Raw genomic sequence first — 15,194 nt, 5'->3', positions numbered from 1 at the left:
GACGAGAACCCGGTGGATGGCGGCGCTCTTCGCGCTGATCGTCGCCATGTTCGCTCTGGCGCCGATCGTCGAGGCCGCCGAGTGCGGCGTCGAACAGCCGTCCGCGCTTCAGACCCTGGCGGGTGACGTCGATAACAATCGCGATCAAGGCCAGCAACCGATGCACGGCGCTTGCTCCCATGGGCACTGCCATCACTCCGGCTCCATCGTCACGCCCGACCTGACGACGGCGACCACGGCCGTCGATCTGCGTGCCGACCACGCTTTCCCGTTGGATGACCTGCGCGTGTCCCACGCGCCAGACGGTCTGAAACGCCCTCCCAGAGACTGACGCGACGCTCGCGCTGACCGGCGCACGCTCTCGTCCTCTCTCTGGAAAATGAAACATGACATCCCTTCATCGCCGGCCGCCGCATTTTGCGGTCGGCTGCGCGTGGGCCGCCTTCGCGGCCCTCCTCGCCGGCCCGACGTGGGCCGACCCCGCGCCTGCGTTCGAAACCCTGCTCGACCAGATCGGGCTTACGCCCTCCGCCGTCGAAGCCGACGCCCTGTTGGACGCGGCCGAGGCGCGGGTCCGACAAGCGCAGGTGCGGCCCAATCCAACCCTCGGCCTTGAAGCCGAAAACGCCTTCGGCAGCGGCCCCTTCAATGGCTACGACAATGCCGAGACCACCCTGTCGTTCAGCCAGGACCTGGAACTGTGGGGCCGTCGCAGCGCCCGTGTCAGTGTGGCACGCGCCGACGCCGGCACGGCGTCTCTTCGACGAGACCAGGCGACGGTCGAAGCCGCCGCGCGTCTTGCGCTTGTCTATGCCGAGGCGGAAGCCGCGCAACGCCGCTACGACCTCGCGGACGAGGCGCGTGCGCTCACGATCGCCGACACGCGCGCTGCTCTCATCCTGGTCGAGGAGGGTCGCGAGCCGATGCTCCGGGGCATCCAGGGAGAGACCGAAGCCGCCGCCGCCCGCGCCGCGCTCGACGAGGCCGAGGCCGAACGTGACGCCGCCTTCGCCCGCCTGACCGCCGTCGCCATGTCGCCCGCGCCGCTGACCTCGATCGAGACCAGCCTGATCGACCGCACGCCGGCGAGCGCCGGGACGCCTGCGTCGGCAACACCGCAGGTGCGGGTCGCGGAGGCCGAACGCGCGGCGGCCGAAAGCCGCATCGCTGTCGAGCGGGTGCGCGCCGCGCCGGACGTCACGGCTTCGGTCGGCGTTCGCCGATACGAGGCGGAGGACGCGACGGCCCTGACCTTCGGCTTGAGCCTGCCCCTGCCGTTGTTCGACAGGAACCGGGGGAATATCGAGGCGGCACAGGCCGACTTTCGGGCCGCAGACGCCCGGCTGATGAGCGCCCGGCAGGACGCCGAGGCCGACCGCAATGCGGCCCAGGCGCGTCTTCGGGCCTCGGCCAGTCGGGTCTCGGCCGCCGACGCCGGGGTCACTGCCGGCGAGGAAGCTTATCGGCTTTCGCGCATCGGGTTCGAAGCCGGCCGTATCTCTCAACTGGAACTGCGGTCATCCCGCGCCGCCCTCATCTCCGCCCGCAACACCGCCGTGGACGCCCGCCTCCAGCGGGTCCGGGCTGAAATATACCTCGCGCGCCTGCAAGGCCGCGCCCCGTTTGGAACGTCACAATGAAGCGCCCCTCGAAGATCAACAGAACCTGGCTGATGGCCGGGGCAGCCGTCGTGATCATCGCCGCCGGTGGGAGCTGGTTTGCCCTCAGCCGTGACCCGGCTCCGGCCGCTGCATCCGCTCAAGGCGAACATGTCGAAGAGGGAGAGCATGCGGTGGAGGAAGCAGGCGCGCCCGAAGGGACAGTCGTTTTGAGTGATGCCCAGATTAGCGCCGCTGGCATCGATATCGTCTCAGTGGCCGGTGGGGGCGGAGGCGAGACCCTCTTGTCCGGCCGCGTCGAACCTATGGTCGACGCCCGCGCCGCTGTATCCGCCTTGGTCGGTGGTCGCGTCGAACGCGTGCTGGTCGCCCCCGGCCAGTCGGTCCGTGCCGGTCAGGCCCTGGCGGTTCTGGTCAGCGGCGACGCGGCCAGCCTGCGCGCCGATGCCGATGCGGCCCAGGCCAACGCCGTCGCGGCCCAGCAGGCCCACGCGCGCGAGGAGAGCCTCGCCAATCAAGGCGTGGTCGCCCGTCGCGACGCTGAGGTCGCTCATGCGCAGGCCCTCGCCGCCGAGGCGGCCGCCCGCGCCGCACGTGCTCGCGCTTCGGCGTCGGGCGCGCCCAATGCGTCGGGTCGCGTCAACGTCTCCAGCCCGATCGCCGGGGTGGTCACCAGCGTGCAGGTCGGACCCGGAGGCTTCGCCGCCCAGGGCGGCGTCATCGCCGAGGTGACCAACCCGTCGCGGGTCGAGATGGTATTCAACGCGCCCCCCGCTCTCGCAGCCCAGGTCCGGGCAGGCTCCACGATGCGGATTCAGGGACCGGCCGGGGAGTTCGAGGCCCAGGTCACCGGCGTCGCTCCGGGCGCGGGGGCCGAGGGGCGCGCGGCGGTCATCCGCGCCCATCCGACCGGATCACGCCTTCCTCCGGCGGGGTCGGCGGTCACGGGCGCCGTGGTCACAGGCGAAGCCGTCAGCGGCATGACAGTCCCGTCCGAGGCGGTGCAGACTGTCGAAGGCGCCAATGTGGTCTTCGTCCGCACGGCGACGGGCTTCCGGGCCGCGCCGGTCCTCGTTGGCCGTCAGGCCGCCGGGCGAACGGAAATCCTGAGCGGCCTGACCGCGACCGACCGGATCGCCGGATCGAACGCCTTCCTGCTCAAGTCCGAACTCGCCAAGGGCGAAGCCGAGCACGGTCACTAGGAGGGATTGGTCATGTTCAAAGCCCTCATCGAAGTCTCCGTCCGCTTCCGTTGGTTCGTGGTCCTGGTCACGGCGCTCGTCGCCGCCCTAGGTCTGATCGAACTGACGAAGCTTCCCATCGACGCCGTGCCGGACATCACCAACCGGCAGGTCCAGATCACCACCGTCGCCCCGGCGCTGGCGCCCGAACAGATCGAACGACAGGTCACCTATCCGCTCGAAACGGCGATGGCCGGCATTCCCGGCCTGACCTCGACCCGGTCGCTGAGCCGCAACGGATTCAGCCAGATCACCGTCATCTTCACCGACCAGACCGACATCTACTTCGCCCGCCAGCAGGTTGCCGAGCGGATGGCGCAGGCGCGCGAAAGCCTGCCCGAAGGCGTCGAGCCCAACCTGTCGCCGATCACGACGGGCCTGGGCGAAGTCCTGATGTGGACGATCGACTACAAGCCTTTCACCACCGCCAACCTCGCCAAACCGGGCCAGCCGGGATGGCAGGCCGGGGGCGGCTATCTGACCCCTGAAGGCGATCTGCTGACCACGCCGCAGACGCGCGCCACCTACCTCCGCACCGTTCAGGACTGGATCGTCGCACCGCAGATGCGGACGGCGCCGGGTCTGGCCGGCGTCGATACCGTGGGCGGCTATGTGAAGGAATACGCGGTTCGGCCTGACGCCTCTCGGCTCTCCGCCTATGGGCTGAGCCTCGGCGATCTTGTTACCGCGCTGGACCGGGCCAACACCCAGGCCGGCGCCGGCTATGTCCAGCGGGCCGGGGAAGCCCTGACCGTGCGCACAGACGCCCTGGCCTCGACCATTGAGGACCTGGCCCAGGCGCCTGTCGTCAATCGCGGCGGTTTGGTCGTCCGGGTCGCGGATGTGGCGACAATCGAGATCGGTCAGTCGCCTCGTCTCGGCGGCGCGAGCCGTGACGGGCACGAGGCGGTTCTCGGCACCGCCCTGATGATCGCCGGCGGCAACAGCCGCACGGTCGCGCAAGGAGCGGGCGAGCGTCTCGACGAGATTCGCCCGACCCTGCCGGCCGGCATCGAGGCGGTGACGGTTCTGGACCGCAGCGCCCTGGTCAACTCGACCATCCAGACCGTGGCGCGCAACCTGATCGAGGGCGCCCTCCTGGTCATCGTGGTGCTGTTCCTGTTGCTCGGGAACATCCGCGCGGCCTCGATAACCGCCCTGATGATCCCCCTCAGCTTCCTGTTCGCCGTCATAGGCATGAACCGGTTCGGTATCAGCGGAAACCTGATGAGCCTGGGCGCTCTCGACTTCGGCTTGATGGTCGACGGCGGGGTCGTCGTAATCGAGAACACCCTGCTGCTGTTCACGCAGCGGCGGGCGTCGCTCGGTCGGATGTTGACCCGCCGCGAGCGTCTCGACGTCGCCGTCCAGTCCGCGCGGCAGATGGTCAAGCCTGCAGCCTTCGGCCAGTTGATCATCCTCCTCGTCTTCACACCCTTGCTGATGCTTGAAGGCGTCGAGGGCAAAACCTTCGTGCCCATGGGGGCGACGGTCATGCTAGCCTTGGTCGGGGCCTTCATCTTCTCCTTCACCTTCGTGCCGGCGATGACGGCGCTTCTGGTCCGCGATCCGAAGACCGTTCATGTCGGCAAGGACGGCCGCGCAGAGGAGCATGAGACCTTCATCCTGCGGTTCGCTCGCCGCTGGATCGAACCGGCCATCCGCGCGGCGGTCGGCAACGCCCGTATCGTGGTCGTCTCAGTGGTGGCGGCGCTGGTGGTCGGCGGCGTCGCCTTCACCACCCTGGGCCGGGAGTTCATCCCGACCCTGGACGAGGGCGACATCGCCATGCAGGCGCTGAGGGTTCCGTCGGCTTCGCTGGAGCAGTCATTGATCATGCAGATGAACCTGGAGCGGGCGATCTCGGCCCAGCCCGAGGTGGAGACCATGTTCTCGCGGACCGGGACGGCGGAGGCGGCGGTCGATCCGATGCCACCCAACATCTCCGACAGCGTCATCGTGCTGAAGGACCGCAAGGACTGGCCAGACCCCAGGCTGGAAAAGGAAGCGCTGCTCGAACGACTGGAAGCGGTCGCCGGCCAGCAGATCGGTAATAGTTTCGAGTTCAGCCAGCCGATCGAACTGCGCTTCAACGAACTGATCTCAGGCGTCCGCACCGACCTGGCCGTGCTGGTCTACGGTGACGACTTCGAAACCCTGCAGAGGGTGGCGGATCAGGTGGCGACAGCTCTTCGCGAGACGACGGGTTCGGCGGACGTCCGGGTCGAACAGGCGTCGGGCCTGCCGACCCTGACCATCGGCATCGACCGGTTTGCGGCGGCCAACTACGGCCTGTCCGCCGCCGACATTTCGGAGACGGTCTCGGCCGCCATCGGGGGCGCGGAAGCAGGCCGCATCTTCGAGGGCGACCGTCGCTTCGACGTCGTGGTCCGCCTGCCCGACGCGGCCCGCAACGATCCGGCGAGCCTCGCGGCGCTGCCGATCGTGTCGTCTAACGGAACCGTCGTGCCCTTGTCCTCGGTGGCGCGCATCGAGATCGCCGAAGGTCCCAACCAGATCAGCCGCAATGACGGCTCCAGGCGGATGGTGGTCCAGGCCAATGTCCGGGGCCGCGATCTGGGCGGGTTCGTCACCGGCGCCCAAAGCAAGGTCGGCGAGATCGTCCTGCCCCCCGGCGTCCGCCTCGACTGGGGCGGCCAGTTCGAGAACCTGAAGCGGGCCGAGCAGCGCCTGGGTCTGGTCATCCCGATCGTCTTCGTCCTGATCGGGGTGCTGCTGTTCATGGCGTTGGGCTCTTTCGCGGAGGCCGGTCTGGTGTTCGCCTGCGTGCCGTTGGCCCTGATCGGCGGGGTCCTGGCCCTAGTGCTGCGCGGCATGCCCTTTTCGGTGTCGGCGGCGGTGGGCTTCATCGCCGTGTCCGGGGTCGCGACGCTGAACGGGCTGGTGCTGATGCAGGCCATCCGAGAACGGCTCCAGGCCGGCATCGACCCACATGAAGCGGCGATAGAGGGGGCGTTCAGCCGCTTGCGAGCCGTGCTAACCACGGCGCTCGTCGCCATCGTCGGATTCATCCCCATGGCGCTGGCCCATGGCGCGGGGGCCGAAGTGCAGAAACCCCTGGCCACCGTCGTGATCGGCGGCTTGCTGACGGCGACCGTGCTGACGCTTCTGGTCCTGCCCACCTTCGCGGCCAGGGCCGTCAGCCATCGATCGGCTGAAGACATCGACCATCCAGCCTAGCCCTTGAGTCCGATCCGCCGCCGGGCGGGTCGGGCTTATCGAGGAAGGTTCGCATGTCTAAGCCTAGGCGCACCTGAGGGACCCCGCGATTGAACTGGGTTGGAGGCGAATCTTCGTTTCGCTGTCGCGACAGCTCTGACGCCCGGACCCAACGAGGGCGTCGACGCCCGCTCCATACACGATGATCGACCGACGCCTGTCACGACCGGCGCGGCGTGAGCCTCCCCTCAAGCCCAACCGGCGCGCGCGCCGTAACGGTTAAGCTTCTGAAAGAATCGGACTTTTCGTTACGTCCGATAAATGCACGGTTTACCGGGAGTTGCGTTTAGACGAAGGTCGCAGAGGAGCTGTGGGAGCAAAAGAGCATGTTGAATGCGATGGCGCAGGGCCTCGCGGGCGCAGATCAGGCCGAGGGATCGTGCGCCGAGGGCGATGTCGACTGGCTGATACAGGCCGTTGAATCGATGCTGAGACAGGCGTTTCCGACCCTCGTCATCGTGGGCAGCGGATCGGCGACCTACTTCAACGAGGCCTGCCGCCAGCTCGCTCTGCCGCCTTCCGCATCCCAGGGCGGCGCCCTGGCCGATCTCGCCCCGTCGCTCTCGACCCAGCTCTCAACCGCCCTTGCAGCGGCCTGGGCCGGAGAGGCCACGACGGCGGAGGGGCTTCACCTGCAAGTCGATCGGGTTGAAGGCGCGCAGGAGACCTGGGTCAACGCCGCCGTCTCGCCGGTCGCCCGCGAAGGCCGGGTCTGCGCGGTCCTCTGCGTCCTGCGCGACGCCACGGAGGAGCGACGGCTGCGCGCCCGCCTGGCGACGGCGGAGGCGACGCTGGAGTCCATGGCGGAGCTGACGCCCGCCTTCCTTTGGCGCCTCGACGCGCGAGGGGCCATCCGCTGGATGAACCCGCGATGCCAGGACTATCTCGGCCTTGGGCTGAAAGAGGCGCGCGATCATGGCTGGTCCGGTTGGCTCCATCCCTGTGACCGGGAGCGGGTGCTGGCGGAATGGGGGCGGTCCGTCGCCTTGTCCAAGCCGTTCGAGAACCGCCATCGGCTGCGCGACGCCGGCGGGTATTTCCGATGGTTCGTCGTCCGCGCCCTTCCGCAATACAATGAGGCGGGCGAACTGTTCGAGTGGCATGCGGCGGCGCTCGAGGTCCTGAATGCAGCGGGCCCCTCGCACTCGGCCGAGCGCCGTCTGCTGTGGATCGCCGACCCGGCGGATTGGTCCCGGCGATACATGAACGCCGGGGGCGCCTCGGGCTGGCCGAGCAGCGGGCCCGATCAGGCGGTCAGCTGGGACGACCTGCTCAATGCGCTCGTCGAGGACGATCGCCCAGCCCTGCGCCATGCGTTCGAAAGTCTCATGTCCGGCCGACAGGGCGGCGCGGCCTATCGCGCGCGCAACCGCGTCGGCGACATCCTGTCGATCGAGGAGACCGCCTATCCCATCGTCGAACCGGACGGCTCCATCAGCCGACTGATGGGTGAATCCCGCATCCGGGCCGTCGTTCCGGCGGAGGTGATCATGATCGACGCCGCGCGTCGGGGTTGCAGCATGCGCCTCGCCCTCGAGCGCGACGGCTTCCGCGTTCGGGTGGTTGCGGATCTCTCCCAGTCCGGTCTGGGTCGCGGCGCGGCCAGCGCGTCGGTCTATTGCTCGGACTCGACCGTCCCGGACATCCTCCATGCCGCCGAGGTCTTCGCGCGGGACCTCCCCGGGCTTCCCGTAGTCGTACTGGGCGATCCGGTGGCCTCTCCCCGCGAGATCATGGCGCTTCACCGCGCAGGGGTGAGCGACCTGCTGTCCTACGATGCGGAAGATGTCGCCAAGGCCAGGGCGGTGCGCGAAAGCGTCGAATATCTCAATCAAGTCAATGACAACGCCCTAACAGGTATTGACACCAGGGATCAGTTGAGCCGCCTGTCCGAGCGCGAACGGGACATTCTCGAACAGGCCGTCGCGGGCGGTACGTCCAAGACCATCGGACGGGCCCTCGGCCTCAGTCCCCGGACCGTGGACTTCCATCGCAGCAAGGCCCTGGACAAGCTCGGCCTGAAGGCGGTCAGCCAGGCGTCTGACCTTTTCACCCTGCAAACCGCCATACTCGCGCGCCGTTCCTAGGCGCCGAAAGTAGGTCCCCTGCGCGGGCCCCAGGGGGCCGCAATCGCGTCACGATTGTGTCCAGCGCCGCATTAGCCTTTCCGATCGGGAGGCGCCCCACGCCTCCCCGCTGGGAGGACACTGATGCACGCACCGCAAACCCGCACCCGCCGCGTCCAAGCCTCGTCGGGAACGACGCGGGCGACACGGCTGCTTGTCGCGCTCGTCTATATGGTCGGAACCTTCGTTCCCTTCGGGATGCTGGCGGCGCCGGAACGGGCGCGCGCTCAGACGAGCCTGGTCAATGTCTGTACGGGCGTGGCCCTGCCTCGCTCGGTGGTGACCGACATCGTGGGACCGGTGATCACCGGGGTGGTCACGCCCCTCGAGAACATTCTCGACGGCCTACTGGGTATTCTGATTCCTGACGTGGATGTCGGGGCCGATGATCTGTTGAGCGATGCGGCGAACGGCGAGGACATCACCCTTCAGGTGCTCGATGTGAACGGCGGCGTGGTCGATCCCGACAACGCCTGCGTCAACCAGGCCGACGGCTTCACCCTCGCGGAAGAAGCGGGCATCGCCATCGGCGGCAATCAGATCACGGGTCTCGGTTCGGGCGGCGCGATCGCGACGGCGGGCGAGGCCAACTCCATCGCCTTCGGCAATGGCGCTGCGACGGCCGCCACCTCGGCGGACGCCCTGGCCCTGGGACGCGACGCCGAAGTTCTGGGCGGCGCCGCCGGCTCGATCGCCCTTGGCGCCGACGCCTCGGCGGCGGTCGCCAACAGCCTTGCGCTCGGCGCGGGCAGCACCGCGCTTCGCGGCGCCCAGACGGGCTATTCCCCGATCGGCGTCGTCGATCCTCAGAACTCCGTCGGCGAAGTATCCTTCGGCGCGGCCGGGGCGGAGCGCCAACTGACCAATGTCGCCGCCGGCTCGGCCGCGACCGACGCCGTCAACGTGAGCCAGCTGCAGACGGTGGCCACGGGCATAGACGCCCTGGCGGCGCTGGCCGTCACCTATGACGACGACACCGCCGCCACCCTGACCCTGGGCGGCGCGACCGGCACCCTGATCACCAATCTTGCGGCCGGCGGCCTCGCCCCAGGTTCGACGGACGCCGTCAACGGCGCCCAGCTGTTCGGCCTGGGCTCGAGCCTGGCGTCCGAGATCGGCGGCAGCACGGCCTTCGATCCGACGACCAGCACGATCGACATCGGCCTGACCTATGACGGCGTCGTCTACGACAGCGTTCAGGAGGCGCTGGACGCCGTCGTCGCCGGTCCTGGCGGCGGCACCCCCTTCCTGGCCGTGAACTCCGCCCTCGGCGGGGCGCTTGCGACCGGCGCGGACTCCACCGCCGTTGGCCCCGCCGCGTCGGCCTCGGCCGACAACAGCGTCGCTCTCGGCGCCGGAAGCACGGCTGATCGCGGCGGCGCGGCCGACTATGCGGCGCTCGGCCTCGACACCCTTCAGACCGCAGTCGGCGAAGTGTCCATCGGCGCCGTCGGGGCCGAACGCCAACTGACCAATGTGGCCGCCGGTTCGGCGGCGACCGACGCCGTCAACGTGGGTCAGTTGCAGGGGGTGTCCGACGACGTCCAGGCGCTGGCGGACATCGCCGTCGCCTATGACGATCCGACAGCAACCAGCCTGACCCTGGCCGGCGTCGGGGGCACGGTGATCGGCAATGTGGCGGCGGGCGAGCTGAGCGACACCTCAACCGAGGCCGTGAACGGCGCCCAGCTGTTTGCCACCAACACCCAGGTCGCCGCCAGCGTCGATGCGATCGACGAACTCGGCACGGATTTGGAAGACCTCTCGCAGATCGCGGTCCAGTATGACGACGTCCTGGCGGGCCGGGCCACGCTCGCCGGCGTGGACGGTACGGTACTGGCCAATGTGGCGGCCGGCGACCTGAGCGCCGCCTCGACCGAGGCGGTCAACGGCGCCCAGCTGTTTGCCACCAACACCCAGGTCTCGACCAACACCACCGCCATCACCAATCTCGGTGACGACCTCGGCGCCCTGTCCGACACGGCTGTCATGTACGACGACCTGCTGGCGGGGCGCGTGACCCTGGCCGGCATCGATGGCACGGTGCTCGCCAATGTCGCGGCCGGAGACCTGAGCGCCGCCTCCACTGAGGCGGTCAACGGCGCCCAGCTGTTCGCCACCAACACCCAGGTCTCGACCAACACCACCGCCATCACCAATCTCGGTGACGACCTCGGCGCCCTGTCCGACACGGCCGTCATGTACGACGATCTCCTGGCGGGCCGCGTGACCCTGGCCGGCGTCGATGGCACGGTGCTCGCCAATGTCGCGGCCGGAGACCTGAGCGCCGCCTCCACTGAGGCGGTCAACGGCGCCCAGCTGTTCGCCACCAACACCCAGGTCTCGACCAACACCACCGCCATCACAAACCTCGGCGACGACCTCGGCGCCCTGTCCGACACGGCTGTCATGTACGACGACCTGCTGGCAGGCCGCGTGACCCTGGCCGGCGTCGATGGCACGGTGCTCGCCAATGTCGCGGCCGGAGACCTGAGCGCCGCCTCGACTGAGGCGGTGAACGGATCGCAGCTGTTCGCCACCAACACCCAGGTGGCGCTGAACACGGATGCGATCGCGGACTTCGCCGATCTCTCCGCCCTGGCGGTCACCTATGATGATGCGACGTCGGACACGCTGACGCTGGCCGGAGCCGCCGGCACCACCCTCAGCAATGTGGCGGCGGGCGATCTGAGCGCGGCCTCCACCGAGGCGGTCAATGGCGCCCAGCTGTTCGCCACCAACACCCAGGTGGCCGACAACACCGCCGATATCGTCACCAACACTACCGACATCACCACCATCACCAACAATCTGAACAATGGCGCAATCGGCGTGGTCCAGTATTCCGATGCTGCGGACCCGACGACGCCGAACGGCGGCGTCGCCACTAACGACGTAACCCTCGTTGGCGCCCTCGCCGGTCCCGTCGGCCTGCACAATGTCGCCGCTGGCCTGATCGGCGCCGGGTCGAGCGACGCCGTCAACGGCGCCCAGGTCTTCGCCTTCGGCCAGAGCGCGGCCGCCGGCTTCGGCGGGGACACGGCCTTCGATCCTGCGACCAACACCCTGGACGTCGCCCTCACCTATCAGGGTGTCGAATACGCCAGCATCCAGGCCTTCCTCAACGCCCTGTCGGCCACACCGCTGGGCGGCGGCCCCAGCGTCTATCTGGCCGTCAACTCCAACCGGGGCCCCGCGACAGCGCAGGGCCAGGACGCCGCCGCCGTCGGGCCCGAGGCCCAGGCCGTCGCCGACAACAGCGTCGCCCTCGGCGCCGGCAGCATCGCCGATCGCGCGGCCCAGGCCGATTATGCGGCGCTCGGCCTGGCGGCGCTGCAGACTTCGGCGGGATCGGTCTCTGTCGGCGCCGCCGGCGCAGAACGTCAGCTGACGCATGTCGCGGCGGGCACGGCGGCCACCGACGCCGTCAACGTCGCCCAGCTTCAGGGCGTATCGGACCGCATCGACGCCATCGCCGACACGGCTGTGGCCTATGACGATCCGTCGGGCGACACCCTTACCCTGGCAGGCGCAGACGGCACGACGATCACCAATGTGGCGGCGGGCGACGTCAGCGCGACCTCCTCCGACGCGGTCAACGGATCGCAGCTGTTCGCCACCAACACCCAGGTGGCCCAGAACACGACGGCGATCACCACCCTGACAACCAATATCGCCAACGGCGGCGTGGGACCGGTGCAGTACAGCGACGCCGGCGACCCCACGACCCCGAACGGTGGCGTTCGCTCCGATGACCTCACCCTGGTCGGCGCCAGCGGTGGCGCGGTCGGCCTGCACAATGTCGCGGACGGCCTCATCGCCGCCGGCTCGACGGACGCCGTCAATGGCGGTCAGATTTACGAACTCGCCTTCGCTGCGACCAACGCCGTGCAATATGACACCGACGCCGATGGCGCGCGCACCAACAGCATCACCTTCCAGGGCGGCAACGCTGCGGCCCCGGTGACGCTGAACAATGTGGCCGCCGGCGAAGTCAGCGAGACCTCGACCCAGGCGGTCAACGGCGCCCAACTGTTCCAGACCAACGAGGCGGTCGTCACCGCCCAGACCACGGCGGACACCGCCCTGGCCCTCGGACAGAACTCGCTGCAGTACGCCGACGCGGGCCAGACGCGGGTCGTTCTTGGGCGCAGCGACGGACCTGCGGTCACGGTCAGCAACGTCGCGGCCGGCGTGGCCGACACCGATGCGGTCAATGTGATGCAGCTGCGCGAAAGCATGAACGCGGCGGTCGAACAGTCGAACACCTACACCGATCTGCGCATGGCGGCGGTGAACTACAACCTTCAGGAAGTGCGCAAGCTGGCCTTCGCCGGCACGGCGGGCGCCCTGGCCGCCGCCGGGATGCCGCAGATCGCGGAACGCGGCAAGTCGATGTTCGCGGTCGGCTACGGCACCTACGAAGGGCAGTCGGCCATGGCGATGGGCTTCTCTCGCGCCCTGGGCGACGGCTCCATGGTCTTCCGGGCCGGCGCCACCTTCGACACTCAGAACCATGTCGGCGCCAACGCCGGCGTCGGCTGGCGCTTCTGACCCGACATGGGGAGGCCTGTCTGTCCTCCCCCTAGTCGCCATCCTGCGGTGGCGCCCGCCAAGGGGGCGTGCATCGCGCCAGAGGCGCGGTCCTTTTCTCCCGCCTCGGAAGAGCGTCCGCCGAGTGACCGTGTGACGGCGACCTTGCTGACGCTGCTGGTCTCGCCGCGCTTCCTGCCAAGGCCGTCAGCTATCGATCGGCCGAAGACACCGACCATCAAGCGTAGCCCTTGAGTCCGATCCGCCGCCGGGCGGTCGGACTTATCGACGAGGGTTCGCATGTCCACGTCTAGGCGCGCCCGAGTGACCCCCAGACTGGACTAGGTTAGAATTGAGCGCTTAAGCCAGTGACTTAAAAGACAGCTGCGATAGCCGGTTACAGACACACGCGACAGCCGTCCAAGTCAGTCGGCCAACAGCATACTGTATGAAAAGAGGAAATGGCGCACCCGGAGCGATTCGAACGCCCGACCCCCAGATTCGTAGTCTGGTGCTCTATCCAGCTGAGCTACGGGTGCGGCTGCCTTGCGGCGAGGGCGGGTCTTTAGCTCGGGGATCGGGCGGACGCAAGCGGGGGAATGCAGTTTTGCGCAGATAGAGCGGTTGGCGCGGCGCGCGGGACGGATTAGGCCTTTGGGACGCTCTCGCCTCCCCGGATATGTCATGCGCTCCTTTCGTCGTCAGATCGCCGCCCTGCTCGTGCCCGTCGTCCTGGCGGGGTGTCAGACGACAGGGATGCAAGCGGCGACACCCGAAGGCATAGCAGGCGCTCCGGCTTCGTCGTCGGCGTCGGCGTCGGCGTCGGCTCGGGGGCCGTTCGTGACGGCGGCCAATCCGCTGGCGGTCGAGGCGGGGATGAAGGTGTTGCGGCGCGGCGGGTCGGCGGTGGATGCGGCGGTGGCGATCCAGGCGGTGCTGGGGCTGGTGGAGCCGCAATCGTCGGGCCTGGGCGGCGGGGCCTTTCTGATGAGCTATGACGCCGGGACCGGGACGGTGACGGCCTATGACGGGCGCGAGACGGCGCCAGCTTCGGCGACGCCCGAGCTGTTCTATGAGGACGGCAAGCCGCTGCCCTTCATCGACGCGGTTCTGTCGGGGCGGTCAACTGGAGCGCCTGGAGCGGTGGCGATGCTGGCCATGGCGCAGAAGGATCACGGAAAGCTGGCGTGGGGCGACCTGTTCGGCGACGCCGAGCGGTTGGCGCGCGACGGGTTCACGGTCAGCCCGCGTCTGGCCGGCATGATCAATGGACGGGCGCCTCAAGCGCGGACCCACTGGGCGACCAGCTATTTCACCAAGCCGGATGGGACGCGGTATCAGGCGGGCGACACGCTGAAGAACCCGGCCTACGCCGCCACGGTCGAGCGATTGGCGCAGGACGGGCCGGGGATCATTTATGGCGGCGCGATCGGGCGCGAGATCGCCACGACCGTGCGCGAGGGGCCGCGTCCCGGCGGTCTGACCGAGGCGGACATCGCCGGCTATCGTCCACTGCGTCGTGACGCCCTGTGCAGGCCCTATCAGGCCTATGTGATCTGCGTGCCGCCGCCGCCATCCAGCGGGGTCGCCTTGCTGCAGTTCCTGGGCTTGGCGGAGGAGACGCCGGATCTGGATAAGGGTGCGGCGAGCCCTGAAGCCTGGGTCGCATTCGGGCGCTTGCAGCGGCTGATGTATGCCGACCGGGACCGTTATGTGGGCGACAACGACTTCGTCGGCGTGCCTATCGCGGGCCTGCTGGATCCCGACTATGTCGCCGCCCGTGCGGCCCTTGCGCCTCAGGTCGATGGACCGGTGGAGGCGGGCGCGCCGACGGGGTCGCCGCCGCGCGGGATCGACCAGACGGCCGAGCCGGGCGGCACCTCGCACATGGTCGTGGTCGATGCCTGGGGGAATGCGGTCAGCATGACCACGACGGTGGAGAGCATCTTCGGCAACGGTCGGATGGTCGGCGGCTTCTTCCTGAACAACCAGCTGACGGATTTCTCGTTCACGCCCAGCGAAGACGATCACCCCGCCGCCAATGCGGTGGCGGCGGGCAAGCGGCCGCGCTCGTCGATGACGCCGGTGCTGATCCTGGATCGGCAGGGCCGTCTGGTCGGGGCCATTGGGTCGCCGGGCGGGTCCAGCATCCTGGCTTATGTGGCCAAGGCGCTGGTCGGGACGATGGATTGGGGCCTGTCGATGCAGGACGCCATCGCCCTGCCCAATCTGGTGGTGCGGGGCGATATGGTCGGGGCCGACACCGACATGATCGCGTCGGACATCCGCGACGCTCTGGGCGCGGCGGGCATGCGGCTTCAGCCCAACGCCACCGAGACCTCAGGGCTGCATGGCGCGATCTGGCGCGATGGTCGTTGGGATGCGGGGGCTGATCCGCGTCGCGAAGGGGTGGCGGTTTCGGAGGTTCGCTAAAG

Annotated in this window: 7 protein-coding genes and 1 tRNA gene; 7 read left to right on the top strand and 1 reads right to left on the bottom strand. The window is 68.7% G+C overall.

Going from position 1 to position 15,194, the window contains the following annotated elements:
• Positions 1-16: 16 nt before the first annotated feature.
• The 6 genes from ACZZZD_RS11220 to ACZZZD_RS11195 all read left to right on the top strand — a co-directional run bounded on the left by ACZZZD_RS11220 (position 17) and on the right by ACZZZD_RS11195 (position 12,780).
• Entirely contained in the window at positions 17-331 is a 315-nt protein-coding gene (locus ACZZZD_RS11220; RefSeq protein WP_463435061.1) for a hypothetical protein, read from the top strand.
• Positions 332-386: 55 nt separating this feature from the next.
• Positions 387-1,640, top strand: a complete 1,254-nt coding sequence (locus ACZZZD_RS11215) for a TolC family protein (RefSeq protein WP_463435059.1) — start codon at positions 387-389, stop codon at positions 1,638-1,640.
• A gap of 263 nt (positions 1,641-1,903) precedes the next feature.
• Complete coding sequence (locus ACZZZD_RS11210; RefSeq protein ID WP_463435057.1) at positions 1,904-2,821, top strand: efflux RND transporter periplasmic adaptor subunit; 918 nt, start codon at positions 1,904-1,906, stop codon at positions 2,819-2,821.
• 12 nt (positions 2,822-2,833) lie between these two features.
• The gene (locus ACZZZD_RS11205) at positions 2,834-6,061 is read left to right on the top strand and encodes an efflux RND transporter permease subunit (protein ID WP_463435056.1); all 3,228 of its coding nucleotides are present in this window, start codon (positions 2,834-2,836) and stop codon (positions 6,059-6,061) included.
• A gap of 377 nt (positions 6,062-6,438) precedes the next feature.
• Positions 6,439-8,187 carry a PAS domain-containing protein gene (locus ACZZZD_RS11200; protein ID WP_463435055.1) on the top strand — a complete coding sequence of 583 codons (1,749 nt, stop codon included), beginning with the start codon at positions 6,439-6,441 and terminating at the stop codon, positions 8,185-8,187.
• A gap of 123 nt (positions 8,188-8,310) precedes the next feature.
• On the top strand, positions 8,311-12,780 hold the full coding sequence (locus tag ACZZZD_RS11195; RefSeq protein ID WP_463435054.1) for a YadA-like family protein: 4,470 nt from the start codon (positions 8,311-8,313) through the stop codon (positions 12,778-12,780).
• Between the two features lie 441 nt (positions 12,781-13,221).
• Here the strand turns inward: ACZZZD_RS11195 and ACZZZD_RS11190 are convergent.
• Positions 13,222-13,298: transfer RNA gene (locus tag ACZZZD_RS11190), tRNA-Arg, on the bottom strand.
• A 145-nt stretch (positions 13,299-13,443) separates the two neighbouring features.
• Between ACZZZD_RS11190 and ACZZZD_RS11185 the strand changes: the two genes are divergently transcribed.
• A complete protein-coding gene (locus ACZZZD_RS11185; RefSeq protein ID WP_463435053.1) occupies positions 13,444-15,192 on the top strand; it encodes a gamma-glutamyltransferase family protein in 1,749 nt (582 codons plus the stop codon).
• Positions 15,193-15,194 lie beyond the last annotated feature (2 nt).

The sequence above is a fragment of the Brevundimonas sp. AC546 genome (assembly GCF_979258305.1).
Note: the sequence above shows the minus strand (reverse complement) of the source record. Positions and strands in the feature narration are given on the sequence as shown.

Excerpts from the sequence above, each read along its gene's own strand:
- ACZZZD_RS11215 (WP_463435059.1), top strand. The coding sequence starts at position 387 with ATGACATCCCTTCATCGCCGGCCGCCGCATTTTGCGGTCGGCTGCGCG.
- ACZZZD_RS11220 (WP_463435061.1), top strand. The coding sequence starts at position 17 with ATGGCGGCGCTCTTCGCGCTGATCGTCGCCATGTTCGCTCTGGCGCCG.
- ACZZZD_RS11185 (WP_463435053.1), top strand. The coding sequence starts at position 13,444 with ATGCGCTCCTTTCGTCGTCAGATCGCCGCCCTGCTCGTGCCCGTCGTC.
- ACZZZD_RS11195 (WP_463435054.1), top strand. The coding sequence starts at position 8,311 with ATGCACGCACCGCAAACCCGCACCCGCCGCGTCCAAGCCTCGTCGGGA.
- ACZZZD_RS11200 (WP_463435055.1), top strand. The coding sequence starts at position 6,439 with ATGGCGCAGGGCCTCGCGGGCGCAGATCAGGCCGAGGGATCGTGCGCC.
- ACZZZD_RS11205 (WP_463435056.1), top strand. The coding sequence starts at position 2,834 with ATGTTCAAAGCCCTCATCGAAGTCTCCGTCCGCTTCCGTTGGTTCGTG.